The sequence below is a fragment of the Streptomyces sp. NPDC013457 genome, assembly GCF_043089925.1.
Lineage (GTDB): Bacteria > Actinomycetota > Actinomycetes > Streptomycetales > Streptomycetaceae > Streptomyces.
Genome location: NZ_JBICBL010000009.1, coordinates 343,912 through 368,442, shown reverse-complemented (window position 1 = coordinate 368,442; position 24,531 = coordinate 343,912). Strand labels below are relative to the sequence as shown.

The 24,531-nt window shown below is 71.3% G+C and carries 18 protein-coding genes and 2 pseudogenes; 8 read left to right on the top strand and 12 right to left on the bottom strand.

Annotation, left to right across the window (positions count from 1 at the left end):
• Nucleotides 1-128: pseudogene (locus ACF1G2_RS25745) on the top strand (2-oxoacid:ferredoxin oxidoreductase subunit beta); the annotation flags it as partial.
• Nucleotides 129-170: 42 nt separating this feature from the next.
• On the opposite strand, the gene ACF1G2_RS25740 reads toward ACF1G2_RS25745, so the two are convergent.
• The 4 genes from ACF1G2_RS25740 to ACF1G2_RS25725 all read right to left on the bottom strand — a co-directional run bounded on the left by ACF1G2_RS25740 (nt 171) and on the right by ACF1G2_RS25725 (nt 5,871).
• A complete protein-coding gene (locus ACF1G2_RS25740; protein WP_391800521.1) occupies nt 171-2,369 on the bottom strand; it encodes a bifunctional serine/threonine-protein kinase/ABC transporter substrate-binding protein in 2,199 nt (732 codons plus the stop codon).
• Between the two features lie 2 nt (nt 2,370-2,371).
• Nucleotides 2,372-4,558: a bifunctional serine/threonine-protein kinase/ABC transporter substrate-binding protein gene (locus ACF1G2_RS25735; protein ID WP_391800520.1), complete on the bottom strand. Its 2,187-nt coding sequence runs from the start codon at nt 4,556-4,558 to the stop codon at nt 2,372-2,374.
• Nucleotides 4,555-5,379 (bottom strand): hypothetical protein, encoded by an 825-nt coding sequence (locus ACF1G2_RS25730; RefSeq protein WP_391800519.1) that lies wholly within the window; start codon nt 5,377-5,379, stop codon nt 4,555-4,557. The genes ACF1G2_RS25735 and ACF1G2_RS25730 overlap by 4 nt, the downstream gene beginning before the upstream one ends.
• An 84-nt stretch (nt 5,380-5,463) precedes the next feature.
• On the bottom strand, nt 5,464-5,871 hold the full coding sequence (locus ACF1G2_RS25725; RefSeq protein WP_391800518.1) for a winged helix-turn-helix transcriptional regulator: 408 nt from the start codon (nt 5,869-5,871) through the stop codon (nt 5,464-5,466).
• Between the two features lie 98 nt (nt 5,872-5,969).
• Between ACF1G2_RS25725 and ACF1G2_RS25720 the strand changes: the two genes are divergently transcribed.
• Together ACF1G2_RS25720 and rarD are read left to right on the top strand one after the other, a co-directional pair.
• Nucleotides 5,970-6,830 (top strand): NAD(P)H-binding protein, encoded by an 861-nt coding sequence (locus ACF1G2_RS25720; RefSeq protein ID WP_391800517.1) that lies wholly within the window; start codon nt 5,970-5,972, stop codon nt 6,828-6,830.
• 154 nt (nt 6,831-6,984) lie between these two features.
• Complete coding sequence (gene rarD / locus ACF1G2_RS25715; RefSeq protein ID WP_391800516.1) at nt 6,985-7,998, top strand: EamA family transporter RarD; 1,014 nt, start codon at nt 6,985-6,987, stop codon at nt 7,996-7,998.
• Nucleotides 7,999-8,045: 47 nt separating this feature from the next.
• Here the strand turns inward: rarD and ACF1G2_RS25710 are convergent, their stop codons facing one another.
• Nucleotides 8,046-8,381, bottom strand: a complete 336-nt coding sequence (locus ACF1G2_RS25710) for a DUF6401 family natural product biosynthesis protein (RefSeq protein WP_391800515.1) — start codon at nt 8,379-8,381, stop codon at nt 8,046-8,048.
• A 288-nt stretch (nt 8,382-8,669) separates the two neighbouring features.
• On the opposite strand from ACF1G2_RS25710, the gene ACF1G2_RS25705 reads away from it, so the two are divergent.
• On the top strand, nt 8,670-9,125 hold the full coding sequence (locus tag ACF1G2_RS25705; RefSeq protein WP_391800514.1) for a VOC family protein: 456 nt from the start codon (nt 8,670-8,672) through the stop codon (nt 9,123-9,125).
• A gap of 25 nt (nt 9,126-9,150) precedes the next feature.
• On the opposite strand, the gene ACF1G2_RS25700 is transcribed toward ACF1G2_RS25705, so the two are convergent.
• Nucleotides 9,151-9,660, bottom strand: coding sequence for a DUF1203 domain-containing protein (locus ACF1G2_RS25700; RefSeq protein ID WP_391800513.1), 510 nt, complete (start codon nt 9,658-9,660; stop codon nt 9,151-9,153).
• A 290-nt stretch (nt 9,661-9,950) separates the two neighbouring features.
• Here ACF1G2_RS25700 and ACF1G2_RS25695 point away from each other — a divergent pair, with 290 nt between their 5' ends.
• Nucleotides 9,951-11,267, top strand: a complete 1,317-nt coding sequence (locus ACF1G2_RS25695; protein ID WP_391800512.1) for a M28 family metallopeptidase — start codon at nt 9,951-9,953, stop codon at nt 11,265-11,267.
• A 92-nt stretch (nt 11,268-11,359) separates the two neighbouring features.
• Here the strand turns inward: ACF1G2_RS25695 and ACF1G2_RS25690 are convergent, their stop codons facing one another.
• Nucleotides 11,360-12,553, bottom strand: a complete 1,194-nt coding sequence (locus tag ACF1G2_RS25690) for an outer membrane lipoprotein carrier protein LolA (protein ID WP_391800511.1) — start codon at nt 12,551-12,553, stop codon at nt 11,360-11,362.
• Nucleotides 12,554-12,710: 157 nt separating this feature from the next.
• On the bottom strand, nt 12,711-13,721 hold the full coding sequence (locus ACF1G2_RS25685) for a polyprenyl synthetase family protein (RefSeq protein WP_391800510.1): 1,011 nt from the start codon (nt 13,719-13,721) through the stop codon (nt 12,711-12,713).
• A gap of 175 nt (nt 13,722-13,896) precedes the next feature.
• Between ACF1G2_RS25685 and ACF1G2_RS25680 the strand changes: the two are divergent.
• Nucleotides 13,897-14,418 (top strand): annotated as a pseudogene (locus ACF1G2_RS25680) (MFS transporter); the annotation flags it as partial.
• 35 nt (nt 14,419-14,453) lie between these two features.
• Complete coding sequence (locus tag ACF1G2_RS25675; RefSeq protein WP_391800509.1) at nt 14,454-16,451, top strand: CocE/NonD family hydrolase; 1,998 nt, start codon at nt 14,454-14,456, stop codon at nt 16,449-16,451.
• Between the two features lie 61 nt (nt 16,452-16,512).
• Here the strand turns inward: ACF1G2_RS25675 and ACF1G2_RS25670 are convergent, their stop codons facing one another.
• Nucleotides 16,513-17,778, bottom strand: a complete 1,266-nt coding sequence (locus tag ACF1G2_RS25670; protein ID WP_391800508.1) for an LPXTG cell wall anchor domain-containing protein — start codon at nt 17,776-17,778, stop codon at nt 16,513-16,515.
• Nucleotides 17,779-18,079: 301 nt separating this feature from the next.
• Between ACF1G2_RS25670 and fahA the strand changes: the two genes are divergently transcribed.
• Complete coding sequence (gene fahA / locus ACF1G2_RS25665) at nt 18,080-19,306, top strand: fumarylacetoacetase (protein ID WP_391800507.1); 1,227 nt, start codon at nt 18,080-18,082, stop codon at nt 19,304-19,306.
• A gap of 69 nt (nt 19,307-19,375) precedes the next feature.
• Here fahA and nuoN read toward each other — a convergent pair whose 3' ends face one another.
• From nuoN to nuoL, 3 genes are read right to left on the bottom strand one after another with little or no spacing between them, the layout of a single operon-like run.
• A complete protein-coding gene (gene nuoN, locus ACF1G2_RS25660; protein ID WP_391800506.1) occupies nt 19,376-21,037 on the bottom strand; it encodes an NADH-quinone oxidoreductase subunit NuoN in 1,662 nt (553 codons plus the stop codon).
• The gene (locus ACF1G2_RS25655) at nt 21,034-22,626 is read right to left on the bottom strand and encodes an NADH-quinone oxidoreductase subunit M (protein WP_391800505.1); all 1,593 of its coding nucleotides are present in this window, start codon (nt 22,624-22,626) and stop codon (nt 21,034-21,036) included. Before ACF1G2_RS25655 ends, nuoN begins: the two co-directional genes overlap by 4 nt.
• A gap of 3 nt (nt 22,627-22,629) precedes the next feature.
• Nucleotides 22,630-24,525 carry an NADH-quinone oxidoreductase subunit L gene (nuoL, locus tag ACF1G2_RS25650; protein WP_391800504.1) on the bottom strand — a complete coding sequence of 632 codons (1,896 nt, stop codon included), beginning with the start codon at nt 24,523-24,525 and terminating at the stop codon, nt 22,630-22,632.
• Nucleotides 24,526-24,531 lie beyond the last annotated feature (6 nt).

Here is a 24,531-nt window from a genome sequence, read left to right as displayed (position 1 = left end):
GCTCCGTCCGACGCCCCGTCTACGACACCCTCATGGCCGACCAGCTGGAGACCGCCATCGAGCAGCACGGCAAGGGCGACCTCGGCCAGCTCCTCGCGGGGAACGACACCTGGACCGTCGTCGGCTGACACCCGCCGCACCCTGAAGGGGTGAGGGGCCGCTGCGGCCCCTCACCCCTTCAGACGCTTCTTCTCCTCGTCCGTGAACTTCTCGAACTGCCCGAGGTAGCGCGGGGCGCCGTGCTCGATCCGGTACACGAACACCTCTTTGTTGTACCGGTACATCATCACGTTCTGTTCGTCGAAGCCGTACATCTTCGCGACGCCCTGGAACGAGAACGCGCGCATCGCGCCGCGCACGGCGATCCGTGTCATCGCCAGCTTCCGGCCCGACACCAGGTCCCTCATGCGGTCGGCCAGGCACGTCACCGCGTCGTACGCCTCCACCGCGAACCGCTCGACGGGCGCCGTGCCCGACAGGCCCCAGCGCCTGCGATAGGCGGCCGTGAACCCCTTGGCCGCGGGCACGAGCGCCGGATCGACGTAGGTGGTGCCGAAGTACCAGCCCTCGGCCGCCGGTCCGGCGGTGGAGAGGAACTCCGGTCCCAGCGCGTACTCGACGCTCCCGCACAGCCCGCCGTAGCCCTGCTGCTTCAGCGCCTTGGCGCACAGTCCGGCGCGGCGTGGGGAGACGCCCCCGTAGAGCACGGCGTCGGGGCGGGCGGCGACGACCTCGCGCGTCACCGGACCGAAGTCCTCCTCGTCCGCAGCGATCTGGTGGACGGTCACCGTCTCGCCCACCGCAGCCATGGTGGTCTGCGCGGAGTGGGCCGTACGCCAGGCGTAGTCGCCCGCCGCCCGGTCCTGCACGACGGCCGTCCGCTTGGCGCCGTGCACGAGGGCGATGCTGGTGAAGGGCAGTTGCAGCATGTCGTGATGGACGCGCAGCTCGCGGTAGACGGGGTTGATGGTCTGGAAGGGCAGGTCGCCCTGGTCGATCCCGACGGCGACGGTCGCCGTCACCAGCAGGTTCGCGTCGTAGGTGGGGGCGGCTGCGAGCAGGGTCTCGCGGGTGGTCGGGCCGATCAGGGCCATGACGGACGGGTCCTTCACGAACTCCCGTGCCAGGGCTCCGGCCCGGGGAGGGTGGCCCTCGTCGTCCAGCACCTTCAGCGCCAGGTCGAAAGGCCGGTCGGGGCGGGCGTTGAAGGTCTCGGCGGCCAGCCTGGCCCCGCGCTCCTGGGCGCGCCCGTCCGCCGCCCGGGGTCCGCTCAGGTCGGTCTGGATCCCGATCCGGTACGTGGGCAGGGCCCCGGGCGGCCCGCCGGTCGCCGGGGTGGCGGGGGTGCGGTTCACGAGCCAGGCCGTCAGTCCGCCCGCCCCGGCGACGGCGGCCGCGGAGCCGAGCGCCAGGAAGCGGCGCCGTGACGGGGAGGCGGCGTCCGGGGTGCCGGAGGCGACGACGACGGTGGGCTCCGCGACGGGCAGGTCCAGGACCCGTCCGGAGCGTTCGGCGATCAGTGCGGGCAGCCCGGGCGGCAGCCAGTCGCCCGCCGGCCCCTCGGCGGACCCCAGCCGCGCACGGACCTCCACGGCCGTCGGCCGGTCCGCCGGGTCCTTGGCGAGGCACGCGGTCACCAGCGGCAGCATCGCCTGCGGTACGTCGTCGAGGTCGGGTTCCTGGTGGACCGTGCGGTACACGACGGCGGCCACCCCGCCCGTACCGAAGGGGGGCCGTCCGGTCGTCGCGTAGGCGAGGACGCAGCCGAGCGAGAAGACGTCGCTCGGCGGACCGACCTCGCCCGCACCGGCGGCGCGGGCCTGCTCGGGGGCGAGGAAGCCGGGCGTGCCGATCATCGCGTCGGTGGCGGTGAGGGCGGTGGCCCCGGCCGACCTGGCGATGCCGAAGTCGATCAGCCGCGGCCCGTCGAGGGCGAGGAGGACGTTGCCCGGCTTGACGTCCCGGTGGACGAGTCCGGCCTCGTGCATGTCCGCGAGCGCGTCGGCGAGCCGGGCGCCCAGGGCCCGTACGCTCTCCTCGGGCAGGGCGCCGTGGAGGGCGACGGCCTCGGCGAGCGAGGGGCCGGGCACGAACTCGGTGGCGAGCCAGGGCTCGCGGGCCTCCGGGTCGGAACCGAGGACGCGGACCACCCAGCGGCCGGTGATGCGCTCGGCGACCCTGGCCTCCCGCCGGAACCGCTCACGGAAGCCGGGGTCGGCGGCGTGCTCGGCCAGGATCAGCTTGAGCGCGACGAGCGCACCGCGGGCGGACCGGGCGAGGTAGACCACGCCCATGCCACCGGCGCCGAGCCGGCCCAGCAGACGGTATCCGGCGATCGTGGAGGGATCGGCGGGACGGAGGGGCCGCACGGTCAGACCTGTCTGTTCTTGGGCGGTACGGCGGGGGCGAACTCCAGCGGTTTGTAACGGCCGTTCTCGACGGCGTACATGAAGGTGCCGACCCCCGTCAGGTGTCCGTCCTCGTGGTCGAAGACGTAGCCGCCCATGGCGCCGGTGTACTTGGCCTTGCGCAACGAGGCGACGAGCGACGTGCGGTCGGGGCGCTTCCCGCCCTTCGACGCCTTCTCCACCTCCTGGATCAGGAGGTTGACCATGTCGTAGTACTCGCCCGTGTAGAAGGCGGGGGTCCCGCCGTACCGCTTGCGGTGCGCGGCGATGAGGGCCGAGGCCTCCTTGCGGGTCGTGGGGTCGACGACCGGCGCGCCGATGATCCAGCCCTCCGCCGACTTCCCCGCCTCGGTGAGGAACTGCGGCGTGAACACGTGCTGCCCGGTGATCCTCATGCCGGTGAAGCCGAGTTCGTCGAGTGCGCGGGCGGCGATGACGGCGCTCGGGGCGAGGCCGCAGTGGACGTACGCGTCCATGCCCTCCGCGATCATGCTGCCGAGTACCCGCTTGTAGTCGGTGGTGGGTCCGGGGACGACACGGGGGAAGGGGACGACCTTCGCCTGCCGGAAGCCGAAGGTGGCGCCGCCGATGTACTGCCAGGCGTAGGTGTCGTCGGTCCGCTCCTGGAGGACGCCCGGCCGCACGCTCGGGGTCTTCGTCAGGACGTAGTAGGCGAGGCACATGCCCGCGTAGACGTGTTGCGGGCACGCCTGAACCATCGAGAGCCCCTGGCCGCCGGCCCGGTTGGAGAGCAGGTTGAGCCCGGCGGAGACCGTGATCACGGGCAGGAGCGCCTCGTCGTACGCGGGGAGGGCGGCCAGTCCCGTGTAGTCGGAGGTGGGCCCGATGACGCCGAGGACGTCGGGGTCGCCGGTGAGGACGCGGGCCGCGGCCAGGGCCCTGTTCTTGTCCCCGCCGTCGTCGGAGACCTTGAGTTCGAGGGTGAAGGGCTTGTTCTCACGGGCGTTGAACTGCTCGACCGCGAGTCGGGCGCCCCGCTCCTGCGCACGGCCGATGTCCTTGGCGGGGCCGGTCAGGTCGGTGTGGACGCCGATGACCCATCGTCGCTTCTTCGGCCCGGTGGCCGCCTTCCGGTCCTTGTCGTCGTTCCGCAGCGCGGCCCAGGCGGCGATGCCGCCTCCGGCGGCGAGGACGGCGCCGCCGGAGGCCAGGAGCAGGAACCTCCGTCTGCCGGTGCCCTGTTGGCCTCCGTCGTCCGCCGTGCCGAGCTGGGTGGACTCGATCTCGGGCAGGGCGAGCATGGCGGCGGAACGCTCGGCGATGGTCCGTACGACCGGGGCGGGCAGCCAGTCGTTCCCGGCGCCGGGCGCGTCCTCCGTCAGACGCTCGGCGATCTCCTCGGCGGTGGGCCGCCCGGCCGGGTCCTTGGTGAGGCAGGCGCGCAGGAGGTCCAGGAGCCCGTCCGGTACGCCGGCGAGGTCGGGCTCGTCGTGGACCGTGCGGTACAGCAGGGCGTCGACCGCTCCCGTACCGAAGGGCGGGCGGCCGGTCACCGCGTGCGCGAGGAGGCAGCCGAGTGCGAAGACGTCGCTGGGCGGGCCGATCTCGGCGGCGCGGGCCTCGGCCTGTTCGGGCGCGAGGAAGCCGGGGGTGCCGACGACCATGTCGGTGGAGGTGAGCGCGGTCTCGCCGGTGGCCCGGGCGATGCCGAAGTCGATCAGGCGTGGGCCGTCGACGGCGAGGAGGACGTTGCCGGGTTTGACGTCGCGGTGGACGAGTCCGGCCGCGTGCACGGCGGCCAGCGCGCGGGCGAGCGCGCCGCCGAGGATGCGTACGCTCCGCTCCGGCAGCGGGCCGTGCGCGGCGACGGCCTCGCCGAGGGAGGGGCCGGGGACGAAGGCGGTGGCCATCCACGGCTCGGGGGCGTCCGGGTCCGCGCCGGTGACGGGGACGGCCCAGGGGCTGGCCACCCGGCCGGCGGCCTCGACCTCGCGGCGGAAGCGGGCGCGGAAGTCGGCTTGGTCGGCCTGGTCGGCGTGGGTGACCTTCACGGCGGCGAGTTCGCCGTTGTCCGTACGGCCGAGGTAGACCACGCCCATGCCACCGGCGCCGAGCCGGCCGAGCAGCCGGTATCCGGCGATCGCCGAGGGATCGGAGGTCCTGAGCGGCTGAAGAGCTGCGGGGGTCATGACTGCACCTCCAGGCTGTCCTCGGCGCGCCCGACCATGGCGACCAGGGCCTGGATCTGCGCGTTGTCGACCTCCTTGGCCACGTGCCCGGGAGCGCCCTTGACGACGGCGGCGACGGTGATCTGTCCCACGCGGGACTGGTACCAGGAGTACGTCTGCTCGCCCTTGACCGCGTCGTTGACGTACGACCCCGCCTCTCTGAGCGAGTCCGCGGCGGTGAAGTTGCCACCGACGCCGAAGGGGCTGCCGAGGGACATCAGGCCGGTGATCCGCTCACCGTCGCGCAGTCGCTGTGCGGGGCAGCGGAGTGCCTCCTCCAGGGTCTCGGCCATCTCCCAGTCGGCGTCCGTCTCGGTGCGGTGGACGGTGACGGTGGCGGAGACCCGGAGGGCGCCCCGGCCCGCTCGTGCGGGGATCTCGCCGTAGGCGGTGACGCTGTGGAGCACGGTCCGCGGGCGGGTTCCGGTCTCCCAGGTGCACTGTGCGGAGAGGACCGGCCAGTAGTCGTCGGCGCTGAGGTACGGGGTGCGTCTGACGAAGTCCGCCCCCCAGGACTCGGGGCCCGCGACGATCGCGAAGGCGAGCCGCTTGGCCTCGGCCTCGTTCTTCGGGGCCCGCTTCGGGTCGGCGGTGAAGCCGAGTTTCGAGGGCGTCGGGGCGGGCTGGGCGGTCGCCGTTCCGGACGCCGTCGCCGAGGGTGTGCCCCCCTTGCCGTCGTCGCCTCCGCCGTCGTCGCCCGCGTCGGAGCACGCCGTCAGGATCAGGCCGCACGCGAGGGCTCCCCCGCAGGCGCGCAGCACTCTTCGGTACCCGTATGTCACGTATCCCCCACGCACGCTCACACTTGCCCCGAGTGGTGAGGAGATCGTACGACGTGTGGACACCAACTCGCCGCGTTTACAACATCATTGGGGCGAACCTGTGGCCTTTCCGGGACGTGCCTGGTCGTAGCGGGCGCGGGCCTCCCGGACCTGCGGGACCCGGGCGTCGGTCCAGCGCGCCAGCTCCCAGACCCGGCCGGCGGCCTCCTCGCCCAGTTCGGTCAGGCTGTAGTCGACGCGGGGCGGGATGACCGGCTTGGCGTCGCGGTGGACGAAGCCGTCGCGCTCCAGGGTCTGGAGCGTCTGCGTCAGCATCTTCTCGCTGACTCCGCCCACCTGCCGGCGCAGCTCGCTGAAGCGGTACGAGCGCTCCCGCAGCGCGATCAGGATCAGGACGCCCCAGCGGCTGGTGACGTGCTCCAGGACGAGCCGCGCCGGGCACATCGCACCGTCGACGTCGGCCAGCAGACTCTTCGGGCCACTTACTTCCATGCCAGTACCTTACTTCAAAGTGGGTACTTTCTCAGAGTTAGCGCCTCCCGTACGGTGAGTGCATCGCCCACCGCACCCCACGGGAGAAGGAACCACCCATGAGCATCGTCGTCACCGGAGCCACCGGACAGCTCGGCCGTCTCGTCATCGACGAGCTCCTGGCCCAGGTGGCCGCCGAGTCCGTCGTCGCCGTCGTCCGCGACAAGGCGAAGGCCGCCGCCCTCGCCGAGCGCGGCGTCGAGCTGCGGATCGCCGACTACAGCAGGCCGGAGACCCTCGCGGGGGCCTTCGAGCCCGGCGACCGCGTCCTGCTGATCTCCGGCAGCGAGGTCGGGCAGCGCGTGGCCCAGCACGCCGCCGTGATCGACGCGGCCAAGGCCGCCGGCGTCGCCCAGCTCGCGTACACCGGCATCCTCGGCGGGCCGGAAGCCGACTTCGACCTGGCCGCCGAGCACCGCGCGACGGAGACGCTGATCCTCGACTCGGGGCTGCCGTACACCTTCCTGCGCAACGGCTGGTACACCGAGAACTACACCGCGAACCTCGCCCCCGTCCTCGCCCACGGCGCCGTCGTCGCCAACGCCGGCGAGGGCCGCGTCGCCTCCGCCGCGCGCGCCGACTACGCCGCCGCGGCCGCCGCCGTCCTGACCGGCCCCGCCGAGGAGCACGTCAACAGGGCGTACGAGCTGAGCGGCGACGTCGCCTGGTCGCTGGCCGAGTACGCGGCCGAGGTCGCCCGCCAGACGGGCCGGGAGATCGGGTACGACAACGTCCCGGCCGGGACGCACGAGGCGATCCTGACCGGTGCCGGCGTCCCGGCGCCCTTCGCCGCGATCCTCGTGGACGTCGACAAGGCCATCGAGCGCGGGGCGCTCGCCCGGCGGACCGGCGACCTGTCCCGCCTCATCGGCCGCCCCACCACCCCGCTCGCCGAGACGGTCGCGAAGGCCCTCGGGTAGGCCGTGGGCCCCGCGCGGGCCCTCACCCGGGCGCCCTCAGGCCCCGGGAAAGGGCCGACGCGAAAGTCATGACCGTATCGCGGTACGGACATGACAGCCTGCCCTGTGCGGCGCTACCTTCATCAGGACGGCGTGGCGCAGGGCAGGAGGTTCGGTGAAGACGGACAACGAGGGACGAGCGGGTCTCCTCTACGGGATCGGTGCCTACGGGATGTGGGGTCTGGTCCCGCTCTTCTGGCCGCTCCTGAAGCCCGCCGGGGCGGTCGAGATCCTCGCCCACCGCATGGTGTGGTCCCTGGCCTTCGTCGTCGTCGCGCTCCTCGCGGTCCGCCGGTGGGGCTGGATACGGGAGCTGGTGCGCAGCCCGCGCAAGCTCGGCCTGATCACGCTTGCCGCGGCGGTGATCACCGTCAACTGGGGCGTCTACATCTGGGCGGTCAACGCCGGCCACGTCGTCGAGGCGTCCCTCGGCTACTTCATCAACCCGCTCGTCACGATCGCGCTGGGCGTCCTGCTACTGAAGGAGCGGCTGCGGCCCGCGCAGTGGGCGGCGGTCGGCGTGGCGGCGACGGCCGTGCTCGTCCTCTCCGTCGGCTACGGACAGCCGCCGTGGATCTCGCTGATCCTGGCCTTCTCCTTCGGTATCTACGGCCTGGTGAAGAAGAAGGTCAACATCGGCGGCCTGGAGTCCCTGGCGGCCGAGACCGCGATCCAGTTCCTGCCCGCCCTCGCCTACCTGCTGTGGCTCGGCTCGCAGGGTTCGGCCACCTTCGGCACCGGGGGCACCGGGCACGCGGCCCTGCTCGCCGCGACCGGCATCGTCACCGCCGTACCCCTGATCTGCTTCGGAGCGGCGGCGATCCGCGTACCCCTGTCGACGCTGGGACTGCTCCAGTACCTGGCCCCGATGTTCCAGTTCGTGCTGGGGATCGCGTACTTCCACGAGGCGATGCCGCCGGAGCGCTGGGCGGGCTTCTCACTGGTGTGGCTGGCGCTGACGATCCTGACCTGGGACGCGCTGCGGACGGCCCGGCGGAGCCGGGCGGCGCTGGCGGCCGCGGAGCGCGCGGCGGCCGGGTCGGCTGTGGTGGCGGCGACGGCGAGCAGTGCTGTGCGCGCCGACGCCGGGGCCGCCTCCGACCCCGGCCGGACGCCTGCCGTCTCCTGAAGAGGCCCACGAGGCCGTGAGCCCCGGGTCGCCGTGACCGCGGCGGCTCAGGCCGCCAGCAGGTCGTGCTCCCGGATCAGCCAGCACACGGCCGTCAGGCGCAGCGTCGCGAAGTCGTGGCCGACCGGCTCGCTCCAGTCGGCCTCCGACAGCGAGTCCGTGAAGCCGAGGACGTAGTCGGCCAGGTCCTCCCGGCGCACGCTCCGCCGGAGCGCGGGGGCCGTCTCGTCCGGCCGGCGCGGGGCGGGGACCAGGGCGTCGCACACGGCCGCCGCGTGCTGGTCGACAGCGGCCACGAGCCCCGGCTCGAAGGCGAACTCCGCCAGCCGGGGCAGGTAGGTGGCGACCACTCCGACCAGCGGACAGTCGGGCGAGTCGTTCATTCCTCCACACTAAGGGCGCCTCCGCTCACCCCGCCGTGACCTTCGTCGCAGCGTCCGGGACCTCCGGCGCCTCGTTCACGGCCCTGGCGCCCCGCAGCCCCGTCGCCGAGACCAGCGCCACCATCGCCACCGGCACGGGCGGCGGGCGACGGGCGACGGGCGACGGGCGACGGTCGGCGGGCGACGGGCGACGGTCGGCGGGCGACGGAGCCGGAACGACTGCCCATCGGGGTGAACGCGGGTCATGCCTCTCGCGACCCGGATCGCGCGAGCAGTACGACTGGTGGCATGACTCCGCTCCACTGGAAGCTCGTGATCGACACCGCCGACCCGCACGCCCAGGCCGCCTTCTGGGCCGCCGCCCTCGGCTACGTGGAGGAGGACCACAACGCTCTCGTCGAGCGCCTCCTCGACGCCGGCGCGGCCCCGCCCGAGCTGACGGTCATGCTCCCGGACGGCCGCCACGGCTGGCGCGATCTGGCCGCTGTCCGGCATCCGGACGATCCTTTCGAGGAGGAGTCGGGCACCGGGCGCGGCCGCCGCATCCTCTTCCAGCGCGTCCCCGAGCCGAAGACCGTCAAGAACCGCGTCCACCTCGACCTCCACCCGGGCCCCGACGCCCGCGACGGGGAGGTGGAGCGGCTGGAGTCCCTGGGCGCCTCGGTCCAGCGCCGGGTGTCGGAGTGGGGGACGACATGGGTGGTCATGACCGACCCCGAGGGGAACGAGTTCTGCGTGGAGTGACGGTGTCCGGGCGGGCGGCGCGCCGTCAGGCTCCCCGCCGTACCTCGAACTGGAAGCAGCCGTACTCGACGGCCCTGATGTGCACGAGCGCGACCCGCTCATCGGCGAAAGCCTCCGCGAAGGCCTGGTCGAAGGCCTCGGTCGCCTCGGCCGGGATCTCCAGGAGCCGCCCGCCGACGATCCGCCCCTCGGCGTCGTAACGGCGCAGCGTCCGCAGCGCTCCGGATCGGTCGAAGGGGTACGACTCCGGGGCGGCGGGCGGTCCGGCGCACTCCTCCGCGTGGACGAAGACCGGCCCCTGCTCGTCGTACGCCCCGGGGGCGGCCCCGCTCGCGGCGGCCCAGCGGCGGAGCGGCGCGTACGAGACGAGGGCGATCCGCTCCCCCGGCACGATGCTCCGCAGGCAGCAGCGCAGCGGGCTGCCCTCCTCGGCGGTTCCGGCGGTGTACGGCGCCACGGGCCGGCCGGCGTCGTCCGTGACCCGGAGTCCGGCGAGGACGGCGGGCTCGATGGCACGTGCGGTGTAGGTCGTCATGGCTCCAGCGTCACGCGCGCGCGATCCGCCCGCTGGCGGGATTCGGACCTGGCGTTCGGGGCGCGCACGGCACGTCCGCCCGCACACTCGTCCGGTGAGCGAACGCTTCTGACCGGTTTCCGCTCTTGACGCTCAGTCAAACTCTCGTTGAACATTCACCACGCACATCACACCACCCCGCATCGACACGCACAGCGCCACCGCACAGCTCCAACGCCCCGCGACTGCACAGCCGTCGGGGCGTCTCGCACGTTCCGTTCCCATCCCCGTTCGGAATCCGGAGCCCCCACATGAACCTCTCCGTTCCCAGACGTGCCGCCGCGCTCGCGGCCGTGACCGCCATGGCCCTCGCCGGGTTCACCGGCGCCACGGCGAACGCCGCGCCCAGTGCGCCCTCCGCCGCCGCTGCCGCGCCGGACATACCGCTCGCCAACGTCAAGCAGCACCTCACCGACCTCCAGGCCATCGCCACCGCCAACGGCGGCAACCGCGCCCACGGCCGCCCCGGCTACAAGGCGTCCATCGACTTCGTGAAGGCCAAGCTGGACGCGGCCGGATTCACCACCAGCATCCAGCAGTTCACCTCCAGCGGCGCCACCGGCTACAACCTGATAGCCGACTGGCCAGGCGGTGACCCCAACCAGGTCCTCATGGCCGGCGCCCACCTCGACTCCGTCTCGTCCGGTGCCGGGATCAACGACAACGGCTCCGGTTCCGCGGCCGTCCTGGAGACCGCGCTCGCCGTCTCCCGCGCCAACCTCCAGCCCACGAAGCACCTGCGCTTCGGCTGGTGGGGCGCCGAGGAGCTCGGACTCGTCGGGTCGAAGTACTACGTCAACCAGCTTCCCAGCACCGAGCGTTCGAAGTTCTCCGGGTATCTGAACTTCGACATGATCGGGTCGCCCAACCCCGGCTACTTCGTCTACGACGACGACCCCACCATCGAGCAGACCTTCAAGAGCTACTTCGCCGGCATCGGTGTGCCCACCGAGATCGAGACCGAAGGCGACGGCCGCTCCGACCACGCCTCGTTCAAGAACGTGGGCATCCCCGTCGGCGGCCTGTTCACCGGCGCCAGCCGGGTCAAGTCCAGCGCCCAGGTCCAGAAGTGGGGCGGAACGGCCACGGCCTTCGACCGCTGCTACCACTCCTCCTGCGACACGACGTCGAACATCAACGACACGGCCCTGGACCGCAACAGCGACGCCGTCGCCCACGCGATCTGGACCCTGTCGGCCGGTACGACCACCCCGCCCACCGGCACGGTCTTCGAGAACACGGCCGACGTGTCCATCCCGGACAACGGCGCCGCGGTGACCTCGACGGTCAACGTCACCGGCATCACCGGCAACGCGCCCTCGAACCTCGCGGTGGACGTCAACATCGTCCACACCTACCGCGGTGACCTCGTCGTCGACCTCGTCGCCCCCGACGGCTCGGTCTACAACCTGCACAACCGGTCCGGCGGCAGCGCCGACAACATCGTGCAGACCTACACCGTGAACGCCTCCTCGGAGGTCGCCAACGGTGCCTGGAAGCTCCGCGCCCAGGACCGGGCCGCGATCGACACCGGCTACATCAACAGCTTCAAGCTGACGTTCCCGTAAGACCGCAGGCCGTACGCCGGCCGTAGGCACGAAGAACTCCCGGGTGGGTCGGTGACCATCGCCCCCGACCCGCCCGGGGTCCCAATCCCGCGCTACTTCCCGGCGTTCGCCGCGTCCACCAGCGCCTGCTTCGTCACGGCGCCGACGTAGACCTTGCCGTCGTCCGTCATCAGCGCGTTCACGAGCTTCGTCTTGAAGACGGTGCCCGAGCCGAACTTCCCGCTGACCTTGTCCCCGAGCGCGTCCAGGAAGCCCTGGACCTCCTGCGGGGCCTCGCCCGTCTTCGGGGCCGGGGCGCCGGTGTCGATCTTCGCGATCGTGGTCCAGCCCTCACCGATGACGTTCATGCCCTCGGCCCCCGCGCCGCCGGCGCCGGGAACCATGCCGCCGAAGAGGCCGTCGAACTCCTTCTCCAGGTCCTCGGGCGCCTTGCCGTGCGCCGCGCCGTCCGCGCCGTCCGCGCCGGCCGCGCCCTCGGTCACCTTCGCACCCTTGGGCGCCTTGAAGTCGAACGTCGAGGCCGCCGGCCTGGCGAAGTCGACCTTCGTGAAGCCCGCGTCGACGACCGGCTTGCCACCCTCGACCGACGCCAGCGTGAACTTCAGCGGCGTCCCGGTCTTCGCGTCCACCGCGATCTTGACCGAGTCGACCGTCGAGCCGCCCTGCTTCGGCTTGATGACGAGCTGGTACGCGTCCCGGCCGGCCACCTTCGCCGTACCGCCCACGGTGATCGACGTGGTGTCGCCCGCCGCCTTCAGGACCTCGTCCGCGAGCTCCTTCGGGGTGCCCGGGAGCTCCTTCTCCTCGGCGGGGCGGTCCGAGGCGTCCCCCTTCTCGTGGAACACCTCGTTCGACGCGCTGTCGTACGCCCACACGTCGTCGCCGTTGTGGATCAGGCTGTACTCGTCCGAGCCGTCCACGATCGTCAGCTTCTGCTTCTCGGGGCCGTCCGCCGCCACCCGCAGGGTGTGCGTGCCCGAGACCAGCTGCGTCAGCCGCTCCTGCGGATCCACGGACGACGAGCCGCCGGACGGGGAACCGCCCGCGAAGCTGTCGGCCAGGCCCGCCACCGACGGCAGCCCCAGGTCCGTGGTCACCTTGAACGTGCCGGACAGCGTCTGCGTGTCCGACGCCGCGATCTTCTCGATCAGCTGCTGTGCCGTGATCTCCGGCAGGTCGGGGTCGCCGGACGCCGCCAGCGCCGGTACGAGTCCGATCGTCGCCGCGGCCACTCCGGCCACCGCCAACGGGACGACGTAGCGGCTCGCCTTACGGGTCTCTGCCATGGTCTGTCCTAACCTCCGTGGTCGATGACTCCATCTGACCAAAGCGGCGGCGCCGAATCGTCAGCCTCCGGCATCAACCTGACGTACTGCTACGGGATGACAACCCCTAGGGCATCTAGCCCGTCCGGCCACCCCGCCCGGCATCGACCCTCCGGCGTCAGCCCGCCCGGTGGACCACCGCGTCGCACAGCTCCTCCAGAGCCGACTTCGCGTATCCCCCGGGCAGCGGCGCCAGCATCGCCCGCGCCTCCTGCGCGTACCTGACGGTGTCCCGCCGGGCCTGCTCCAGGGCCGGGTGGACGCGCAGCCGGCGCAGGACCTCGGCGTGCCGCTCGTCGTCCGTCAGGTCGCCGTCGATGAGCTCGACCAGCTCCACGTCCTCGGAACGTCCGAAAGTCGCCGCCGCGGCGCGCAGGCGGAGGACGGGAAGGGTCGGGATGCCCTCCCTGAGGTCCGTCCCCGGGGTCTTGCCGGACTCGTGGGAGTCGGAGGCGATGTCGAGGACGTCGTCGGCGAGCTGGAACGCGACGCCGAGCCGCTCGCCGTACTGGGTGAGGATGTCGACGACGGACTCGTCCGCGCCGGACATCATCGCGCCGAAGCGGCAGGAGACGGCGACGAGCGAGCCGGTCTTGCCGGCGAGGACGTCGAGGTAGTGGTCGACGGGGTCGCGGTCGCCCTGCGGTCCTGCGGTCTCCAGGATCTGACCGGTGACCAGGCGTTCGAACGCCTCGGACTGGATGCGTACGGCCTCGGGGCCGAGGTCCGCCAGCGTGTGCGACGCGCGGGCGAACAGGAAGTCACCCGTCAGGACGGCGATGGAGTTCCCCCATCGGGTGTTCGCGCTGTCGACGCCGCGCCGGACGTCCGCCTCGTCCATGACGTCGTCGTGGTAGAGCGTGGCGAGGTGGGTGAGCTCGACGACGACGGCCGAGGGCACGACACCCGGCGCGTAGGGGTCGCCGAACTGGGCGGCGAGCATCACGAGCAGCGGCCTGAAGCGCTTGCCGCCCGCCAGCACGAGGTGCTGGGCGGCCTCCGTGATGAACGGGATCTCGCTCTTGGTGGCGTCGAGGAGCCCTGCCTCCACGGCCGCCAATCCGGTCTGGACATCGGCCTCAAGAGCCTGGTCCCGCACGCTAAGACCGAACGGCCCGACGACGGTCACGAGGGGGTCTCCTGTCTGCTGACGCCTGCTTCTGCTGCCGACGATCACACGGATTGTCGATGTGTCGCTCGATTCACTCAAGTCAGCGTATCCGGTCGCCTTTCGATCACCATGGGCGCCTTCCCGCCACCCCCGGTATGTTCGTGATCAGCTGATACGACCAGGAGTAGGCGATTTGTCCCGAACAGTGATCGAGCCGGACGCGAACGACGAGCGGCCTCCGCCCGAAGACGATCATGCCTTCTTCGGCCGGCCGAAGGGGCTCCTCACCCTCTCGGGCCTGGAGGCCTGGGAGCGGTTCTCGTTCCTCGGCATGCAGGCGGTCCTCGTCCTCTACTTCGCCGACACCGTGGCGAACGAGGGACTCGGCATGGACGCGGGCACGGCCGCCTCCTTCGCCGCCGCCTACGGCACGCTCGTCTACCTGGTCTCCGTCGCGGGCGGCTGGCTCGCCGACCGCAACAGCGCCGGCACGGGCCTCGCCGACCACCAGGGCTACCACTGTGGCTTCTCGGCGGCGGCGGTCGGCATGACCCTCGGCCTGCTCCGGTACGTCCTCGGCCGCCGTCACCTGGCCGGGCGCAAGCACTCGGCCGAGTTCGCGCTCGCCCCCGACGCCATGCGCCGTGCCGTACGGCTGATCGTCACCGGTGTGGTCGCCGCGGGCCTCGTCGTGATCGCCCTGGCGCCCTGGCTGCGCCGCACCATGCACCCCGTCCACTGAGGTACGACATGCGCATCCGCACCGAGTTCCCGTACGAGACGACCCACGAGGACGTCCGGATCCCCCTCCCGGACGGCACGAGGCTCTACGCCCGGATCTGGCGGCCGGTCACCGACGAGCCCGTCCCCGCCCTCCTGGAGTACCTGCCGTACCGCCTGACCGACTGGACGGCGCCCAGGGACCGGCAGCGCCACCCCTGGTACGCCGGGCACGGCTACGCCTCCGTACGGGTCGACGTGCGCGGGCACGGGAACAGCGAGGGCCTCCCGGGCGACGAGTACGACGCCGTCGAGCTGGCCGACGGCGTGGCGGTGGTGAACTGGCTCGCCGAGCAGCCCTGGTGCACGGGGAAGGTCGGCATGTTCGGGATCTCCTGGGGCGGCTTCAACGCGCTCCAGATCGCCGCGCTGGCCCCCGAGCCGCTGAAGGCGATCGTCACCGTCTGCTCGACCGACGACCGCTACGACAACGACGTCCACTACATGGGCGGCTCCGTCCTCGCCGTGGACATGCACGCCTGGGCCGCGACGATGCTCGCCTTCGTCTGCCGGCCGCCGGACCCCCGGTACCTGGGCGAGGAGTGGCGCGAGCTGTGGCTGCGGCGCCTGGAGTCCGTGGAGCCCCTCGTGCACACCTGGCTCGCGCACCAGACCCGGGACGCGTACTGGCGGCACGGGAGCGTCTGCGAGGACTACGGCGCGATCCGCTCGGCCGTGCTCGCCGTGGGCGGCTGGCACGACCCGTACCGGGACACCGTGCTGAGGCTGGTCGAGCACCTCCCCCAGGACCGGGTGCGGGGCATCATCGGGCCGTGGTCGCACCAGTACCCGGACCGCGGTCTGCCGCCCGGCCCGGCGATCGGCTTCCTCCAGGAGACCCTGCGCTGGTGGGACCACCACCTGAAGGGCGTCGATAACGACGTGATGGCCGAGCCGCTGCTGCGCTCCTGGATCAGCGGCTCCCACCCGCCGGCCACCGTCTACGACGAGCTCCCGGGCCGGTGGGTCGCCGACCCCGCCTGGCCGTCCCCGAACGTCACCCCGGTCACCTACGCCTTCGCGGGCGAACCGGTCCTGGTCGAATCCCCGCAGCAGACCGGTCTCGACGCCGGGCGCTTCTTCCCCTTCGGCAACGACGCCGATCTGCCGCCCGACCAGCGCGAGGAGGACGCCCATTCGGCCTGCTTCGACTTCCCCGTGCCGGAGGACGGCGAGCCGATCGAGATCCTGGGCCGGCCGCGCGTGAGCCTGAACCTGCGGGCCGGCGCCCCCACCGGGCAGGTCGTCGCCCGGCTCTGCGACATCGCCCCGGACGGCTCCTCGACGCTCGTCACCCGCGGCGTCCTGAACCTCTCCGCCCGCTACGGCCGCGACCGGGCCGTGGAGGCGCAGATCGGGGAGCCCGAGGACGTCGTCTTCGACCTCAACGGCATCGGCCACACCTTCCCGCCCGGCCACCGGGTCCGCCTCGCCGTCTCCTCCGCGTACTGGCCGTGGATCTGGCCCCAGCCGGACGCGGCGGGCTTCACCCTCGACCCGGTCACCTCCCACCTGACACTGCCGGTGCGCCGCCCCACGGACGACGCGGTGGAGTGGGAGCCGCCGGAGCAGTCCGAGCCGCTGGGCGTGAGCGTCCCGGAGACGCTGGAGGAGCCCCGCCCGGAGCGGCTGGTGGTACGGGACGTGGCCAGGGGCGAGTGGCGCCTCGAGGTGGACCCCCGGTACGGCGGTACGCGGGTCTATCCGGACGGCCTGGAATTCACCGAGGACGCCCTGGAGACGTACACGATCGTCGAGGACGATCCACTGTCGGCCCGCGCCCGCTCGGACTGGTCGATCCGGCTGCACCGGCCGGAGATGGCGTGGGACGTGACGATCGAAACGCGCTCGGAGATCTCGTGCGACGCGGACGCATTCCTCACGTCGAACGAGGTGGTGTGCAGACGGGGCGACGAGGTCGCCTTCCACCGGACATGGGAGAAACGCATTCCGCGCACGGCGGGATGACCGGAAAGGCGAAAGGGCTCGCATTCCGGGTGGAATGCGAGCCCCTCACCTATCGCGCGGATCAGGCGTCGGCGCCGGCCTTGCGGCGGCGGACGACGAACATCGCGCCGGCACCGAGGGCCACGGCAGCGGCGCCCGCGAGGGCGAACTGCGGCATGACGTCGTTCGCACCGGTCTTCGCCAGCTGGCCGGTGGACGTCACGGACGTGGTGGAGGTGCCGCCCTGCTGGGTGGTGCCGGTGTTGCCGCCGGACGTGGAGCCGCCCGTCGAACCGGTGGAGGGCTTCTCCTCGTCCTTGGCCTTGGCGGCGACGTCGAAGCCGACGAAGGCGCCCTCGGCGATGTAGCCGCAGGACCCGTCCTTGTTGTCATAGCCGGCTTCGGCCACGAACATGGCTTCGGACTTGGGGGCCTTGGCGTCGACCGTCAGGCGGACCAGGAGGTCGACCTTCTCGCCCGGCTTCATCGTCTCCAGGTCGATGAACCCGTGCTCCGCGTCCAGGTCCGCCCACTCGCTGTTCAGCGGACCCCACTCGAGCTTCGCGTGGTCGAGCAGGCTGTCCTTCTCGGCGAGCAGGTCGGTGGTGACGTAGGCCGCGTCGAGCGTCTGCTTGGAGTCGTTGGTGACCCGCAGCTTGAACTCGGCGCTGCCGCCGGCGACGACCTTCTTCGGGCCGGTCATCGAGATCGCCAGCTGGTCGCTGACGTCCTTGCAGTCCGGGTGCGGCGGCACGGCGTCCGCGAGCGCCTTCTTGGCCGCGTCGAGGAGCTTGAGGGCGGCCTCCTTGGCGATCCGCAGACGCTCGACCTCGGCAGAGGCGGCGTCGCGCGCGGCCTTGATGTCGCTCCGGGCCTTGGTCAGCTTCTCACCGGCGGCCTTGCGGTCGGCGGTGGCCGTCGTCAGGCCGGTCTTGGCGGTCTCGACGGCCTGCTCCGCGGCCGCCTTCTGCTCGGGGGTGGCATCGACGGGCAGTGCCTTCAGGTCGGCCTCGGCCTTGGACAGCTTCTCGTTCGCGGCACTCACCGCGGTGTCGGCCGTCGCGACGGCCTTCTCCGCGTCGGCGACGGCGAGCTTCAGCTTGCTGTCGGCGGCGTCGACGGCAGCGAGCGCCTTCTCGGCGCCGTCGTACGCGGCGACAGCGTCGTCGTACGCCTTCTGCGCCTCGGCGACCTTCTTCTGCAGCTCCTCGATCGTCGGCTGCTGCTCCTGCGTCTGCGACGGCGCGGACGGCTTGGTGTCGGCGAACGCCGGAGCGGCCGAGAGGAAGACGACGGGAGTCGTCACGGCGGCGGCCACGGCCGTCGCGAGAATACGGCGAATCTTCAAGGTGGACCTTCTGGTCAGGATCGGTCGACGAAAAGAAAGAAAAGGTGGGTCGCTCCTGCGGGGAAACTCACGCGGTGCGACTTCTCCAAGATCGTATGACCCGGATTACGCCCTGGAAAGGGGGAGTTGAACGCGCTCAAGCGCACAGGTCACGCACACGGCGCACACAGGACGAATAAAGCGCGCGAACATGGACAGTTGTGCACGGAGGCCCATCTTTTTGTGTGACCCATGTCATCCGCGTCGAGCGGTCCGCCCCGTAACGTGTCCCCCACACCTGTGGAAAGCGAGGCAAGCACCGATGCCCGAGCAGTCCCCGCTCGATCTGGCCGAAGGCGATCCCTTCGGCCCGCACAACCTTCCGTACGGCGTCTTCTCCCCCGCCGACGAGCCCGACCGGCGGAGGGTCGGCGTCCGCATCGGCGGCCATGTCCTCGACGCGGGGGCCGCGGCGCACGCGCTGGGCTCGCCCTACGCCGCGCTGCTCGACCGGCCGAGCCTCAACCCGCTGCTCGCCGCCGGCCGGACCGCCTGGCGCGACGTGCGCAGGGCGCTCACGGCCTGGGTGACGGTGCCCGCGCACCGCCCCGTCATAGAGCCGCTGCTCCACCCGCTGGACACCGTGACGCTGCACCTCCCGTTCGAGGTCGCGGACTACGTCGACTTCTACGCGAGCGAGCACCACGCCACCAACGTGGGCCGGATCTTCCGCCCCGACGGTGACGCGCTCACCCCCAACTGGAAGCACCTGCCCATCGGTTACCACGGCCGCTCGGGCACCGTCGTGGTCTCCGGCACCGATGTCGTACGCCCCGCGGGGCAGCGCAAGGCACCCACGGACCCGGCCCCGGTCTTCGGGCCCTCGGTGAAGCTGGACATCGAGGCCGAGGTCGGCTTCGTCGTCGGCACCCCCTCGACGATGGGCACCCCGGTCCCGCTGGCCGACTTCCGCGAGCACGTCTTCGGTCTGACGCTCCTCAACGACTGGTCGGCGCGCGACATCCAGGCCTGGGAGTACGTCCCGCTCGGCCCGTTCCTCGGCAAGTCGTTCACGACATCCGTCTCGGCCTGGGTGACCCCGCTGGAGGCCCTGGACGCGGCCCGTACGGCCCCGCCGGCCCGGGACTTCGACCTGCTGCCGTACCTGGACGACTCCGCCGACGAGGAGCCGGGCGGCTTCGACCTGCGGATCACGGTCGAGATCAACGGCGAGGTCGTCTCCGAGCCGCCGTTCGCCACGATGTACTGGACCGCCGCGCAGCAGCTCGCGCACATGACGGTCAACGGCGCCTCGCTGCGGACCGGTGACCTGTACGGTTCCGGCACGGTCTCCGGGCCCGAGACGCACCAGCGCGGCTCGCTCCTCGAACTGACCTGGAACGGCCGCGACCCGCTCGAACTGCCCATCGGCAAGCGCACGTTCCTCGAGGACGGCGACGTGGTCACGCTCACCGCCTGGGCCCCGGGCCCCGACGGCACGCAGGTCGCGCTCGGCGAGGTGACGGGCCGGATCGTCCCGGCGCCGTAACGAGCCCCGCACAGACGTCAGGGCCCGGCCCCCGCGCGAGCGGGGACCGGGCCCTGACGGCATCTCCGTCTACCGCACGAACACGCTCGCCTGGCCCGCCAGGTCCAGGAAGTACTGCGGCGCGAACCCGAGCACCAGCGTGACCGCGACGCCCACCGTGATGGTGGCCGCGGTGAAGGCCGAGGGCACGGCGACCGTGGGGCCGTCCGCCTTCGGCTCGCTGAAGAACATCAGCACGATCACCCGGATGTAGAAGAAGGCGGCGATCGCCGACGAGATGACACCGACGACGACCAGCGCGCCCGCGCCGCCCTCCGCCGCCGCCGAGAAGACCGCGAACTTGCCGGAGAAGCCGGAGGTGAGCGGAATGCCGGCGAAGGCCAGCAGGAACACCGCGAAGACCGCCGCCACGAGTGGCGAACGGCGGCCCAGCCCCGCCCACTTGGACAGGTGCGTCGCCTCGCCGCCCGCGTCCCGCACCAGCGTGACGACCGCGAAGGCGCCGATCGTCACGAAGGAGTACGCGCCCAGGTAGAAGAGCACGGAGGAGATGCCGGTGGGCGTGACGGCGATGACACCGGCCAGCAGGAAGCCGGCGTGCGCGATGGAGGAGTACGCGAGGAGCCGCTTGATGTCGGTCTGGGTGATCGCGACGATCGCGCCGCCCAGCATGGTGACGATGGCGACGCCCCACATGACCGGCCGCCAGTCCCAGGTGAGGCCCGGCAGCACCACGTACAGCAGGCGCAGCAGGGCGCCGAACGCGGCGACCTTCGTCGCGGCCGCCATGAAGCCGGTGACGGGGGTCGGCGCGCCCTGGTAGACGTCCGGGGTCCACATGTGGAACGGCACGGCGCCGACCTTGAAGAGCAGCCCCATGAGGACCATGGCGAAGCCGATGAGCAGCAGGGCGTCGTTGCCCATGGTGTCGGCGAGCGCCGGGTCGATCGAGCCGACCGCGCCGTCGACGACGTTCGCGATGGTGGCGTACGAGACGGAGCCCGCGTAGCCGTAGAGCAGCGCGATACCGAAGAGCAGGAAGGCCGAGGAGAAGGCGCCGAGGAGGAAGTACTTGACCGCGGCCTCCTGCGACATGAGCCGCTTGCGGCGGGCGACGGCGCAGAGCAGGTAGAGCGGGAGGGAGAAGACCTCGAGGGCGATGAAGAGCGTCAGGAGGTCGTTGGCCGCGGGGAAGACCAGCATGCCGGCGATGGCGAACAGCGCCAGCGGGAACACCTCGGTGGTGGTGAACCCGGCCTTGGCCGCGGCCTTCTCCTGGTCGCTGCCGGGTACGGCGGCGGCCTCGGCGGCGAAGGAGTCGACGCGGTGGCCGTGTCCGGCCGGGTCGAGCCTGCGCTCGGCGAAGGTGAAGACGGCGACGAGCGAGGCCAGCAGGATGGTGCCCTGGAGGAAGAGCGCCGGGCCGTCGACGGCGATGGCTCCCATGGCGGCGATGTGCGCCTTGGTGGAGCCGTAGCCGCCGGCGGCGAGGCCGACGATCGCGGCGAACGCGGCGACCAGCGCGAGCACGCTGAGGAACACCTGGCTGAGCCAGCGGCCCTTGCGCGGCACGAAGGCCTCGACCAGGACGCTGAGGACCGCGGCGCCGACGACGATGAGGACGGGCGAGAGCTGCACGTACTCGATGTGGGGTGACGGGATCTTGGTCACCGGTTCGGCGGCGGTCGTCCACAGGCTGTGGACGACGGGCGCGACGGCGGATGCACTCACTTGGCCGCCTCCACTTCGGGCTGGGGGTCCTTTTGCTGGACGTCGGACATGGTGTGCGTGACGGCGGGGTTCACGATGTCCGTCAGCGGCTTCGGGAACACCCCGAGGAAGATCAGCAGAGCGATCAGCGGGGCGACCACGACCAGCTCCCGCACCCGCAGGTCCGGCATCGTCCGGACCTCCTCCGTCGCCACCGGGCCCGTCATCGTCCGCTGGTAGAGGACGAGGGTGTAGAGCGCGGCGAGGACGATGCCGGTGGTGGCGATGATGCCGGCCACCGGATAGCGGGCGAACGTGCCGACCAGGACCAGGAACTCGCTGACGAAGGGGGCGAGGCCCGGCAGCGAGAGGGTGGCGAGTCCGCCGATCAGGAACGTGCCGGCGAGGACCGGGGCGACCTTCTGCACACCGCCGTAGTCGGCGATGAGCCGCGAGCCGCGCCGGGTGATCAGGAAGCCGGCCACCAGCATCAGGGCGGCCGTCGAGATCCCGTGGTTGACCATGTACAGCGTCGCGCCGCTCTGGCCCTGGCTGGTCATCGCGAAGATGCCCATGATGATGAAGCCGAAGTGCGAGATCGAGGCGTACGCCACCAGGCGCTTGATGTCCCGCTGGCCGACCGCGACCAGCGCCCCGTAGACGATGCTCACCAGGGCGAGCGCGATGATCACCGGGGTGGCCCACTTCGACGCCTCCGGGAAGAGCTGGAGGCAGAAGCGGAGCATCGCGAACGTGCCGACCTTGTCGACGACCGCGGTGATGAGCACGGCGACCGGTGCGGTCGCCTCTCCCATCGCGTTCGGCAGCCAGGTGTGCAGCGGCCACAGCGGCGCCTTCACGGCGAAGGCGAAGAAGAAGCCGAGGAACAGCAGCCGTTCGGTGTTGGTCGCCATCTCCAGCTGACCGGACGCCCGTGCCTCGGCGATCTCCGTGAGGGAGAAGTTCCCGGCGACGACGTAGAGACCGATGACGGCGGCCAGCATGATCAGTCCGCCGACCAGGTTGTACAGCAGGAACTTCACGGCCGCGTACGAACGCTGGGCCGCCGCGTTCTCGTCCGAGCCCGCGTGCGCCCGGTCGCCGAAGCCGCCGATGAGGAAGTACATCGGGATGAGCATGGCTTCGAACAGGATGTAGAAGAGGAAGACGTCGGTGGCCTCGAAGGAGAGGATCACCATCGCCTCGACCATAAGGATCAGGGCGAAGAAGCCCTGCGTCGGCCGCCAGCGGCTGGACTTGGTCTCCAGCGGGTCGGCGTCGTGCCAGCCCGCGAGGATGATGAAGGGGATCAGCAGGGCGGTGAGCGCGATCAGCGCCACCCCGATGCCGTCCACGCCCAGTTCGTAACGGACCCCGAAGTCCGCGATCCAGGAGTAGGACTCGACGAACTGGTACCGGTCTCCGCCGGGCTCGAAGTCGACGAGCACGACGACGGCGAGCACCAGGGTGACGAGTGAGACGAGCAGCGCCAGCCATTTGGCGGCGGTGCGGCGGGCGGCGGGGACGGCGGCGGTCAGGATCGCACCGACCGCCGGCACCGCTGCCGTCGCCGTCAGGATCGGAAAGCCCGCGTTGACTGCTTGCGACATCGGTTACACCGCCCTCATCAGCAGGGTCGCGGCGATCAGCACCGCAGTACCTCCGAACATGGAGACCGCATACGAGCGGGCGTAGCCGTTCTGCAGCTTGCGCAGCCGGCCGGACAGACCGCCGACCGAGGCGGCCGTGCCGTTGACCACCCCGTCGACCAGGGAGTGGTCGACGTAGACGAGCGAGCGGGTGAGGTGCGTGCCGCCCGTCACGAAGACGGCGTGGTTGAAGTCGTCCTGGAGCAGGTCGCGGCGGGCGGCCCGGGTGAGCAGCGAGCCGCGCGGGGCGGTGACCGGGACGGGCCTGCGTCCGTACTGGAGGTAGGCGATCCCGACGCCGATCACCATGACCGCGACCGTGGCCGAGGTGATGGCTCCGGCGCTGATCGGCGGGTGTCCGTGCTCGAACTCGGTCACGGGCTTCAGCCAGGTCACGAACCGGTCGCCGATGGAGAAGAAGCCACCCGCGAGGACGGAGCCGAAGGCCAGCAGGACCATCGGGATGGTCATCGACTTCGGCGACTCGTGCGGATGCGGCAGCTCGCCCTTTTCGTCGGCCTGCCAGCGCTTCTCGCCGAAGAAGGTCATCAGCATCACGCGCGTCATGTAGTACGCGGTGATGGCCGCGCCGAGCAGGGTGACCGCCCCGAGGATCCAGCCCTCGGTGCCGCCCTTGGCGAAGGCGGCCTCGATGATCTTGTCCTTGGAGAAGAAGCCGGACAGGCCCGGGAAGCCGATGATCGCGAGGTAGCCGAGGCCGAAGGTGACGAAGGTGACCGGCATGTACTTCCGCAGGCCGCCGTAACGGCGCATGTCCACCTCGTCGTTCATGCCGTGCATGACCGACCCGGCACCGAGGAAGAGCCCGGCCTTGAAGAAGCCGTGCGTGACCAGGTGCATGATCGCGAAGACGTAGCCGATGGGGCCGAGGCCGGCCGCCAGGACCATGTAGCCGATCTGCGACATCGTCGAGCCGGCCAGCGCCTTCTTGATGTCGTCCTTCGCGCAACCGACGATCGCACCGAAGAGGAGCGTGACCGCGCCGACCACGACGACCACGAGCTGGGCGTCCGGGGAGGCGTTGAAGATGTCGGCGGAGCGGACGATCAGATAGACACCGGCGGTGACCATCGTGGCCGCGTGGATGAGGGCGGAGACCGGGGTCGGGCCCTCCATAGCGTCCCCGAGCCAGGACTGCAGCGGCACCTGGGCCGACTTGCCGCAGGCGGCGAGGAGGAGCATCAGGGCGATCGCCGTCAGCTTGCCCTCGGAGGCCTCGCCGGTCGCCTCCAGGACCGGCCCGAAGGCGAAGGTCCCGAAGGTGGTGAACATGAGCATGATCGCGATCGACAGGCCCATGTCGCCGACCCGGTTGACCAGGAACGCCTTCTTCGCGGCGGTGGCCGCGCTGGGCTTGTGCTGCCAGAAGCCGATCAGGAGGTACGAGGCGAGACCGACGCCCTCCCAGCCGAAGTACAGCAGCAGGTAGTTGTCGGCGAGGACGAGGAGCAGCATCGCCGCGAGGAACAGGTTCAGATAGCCGAAGAAGCGGCGCTTGCGCTCGTCGTGCTCCATGTACCCGATCGAGTACACGTGGATCAGCGAGCCCACGCCGGTGATCAGCAGCACGAAGGTCATCGACAGCTGGTCGAGCTGGAACGCGATGTCCGCCTGGAAGTCACCGACGGCGATCCAGCTCCACAGGTGCTGGTACATGGCCCGGTCGTCCACGCTCCTGCCGAGCATGTCGGCGAAGAGGACGAGGCCGATGACGAAGGAGGCGGCCGCGAGCAGCGTGCCGAGCAGGGGCCCGGCCTTGTCGAGGCGCCGCCCGCCGCAGAGCAGGACGGTCGCCCCCAGCAGAGGCGCCGCGACGAGCAGCGCAATCAGGTTCTCCACGATTCA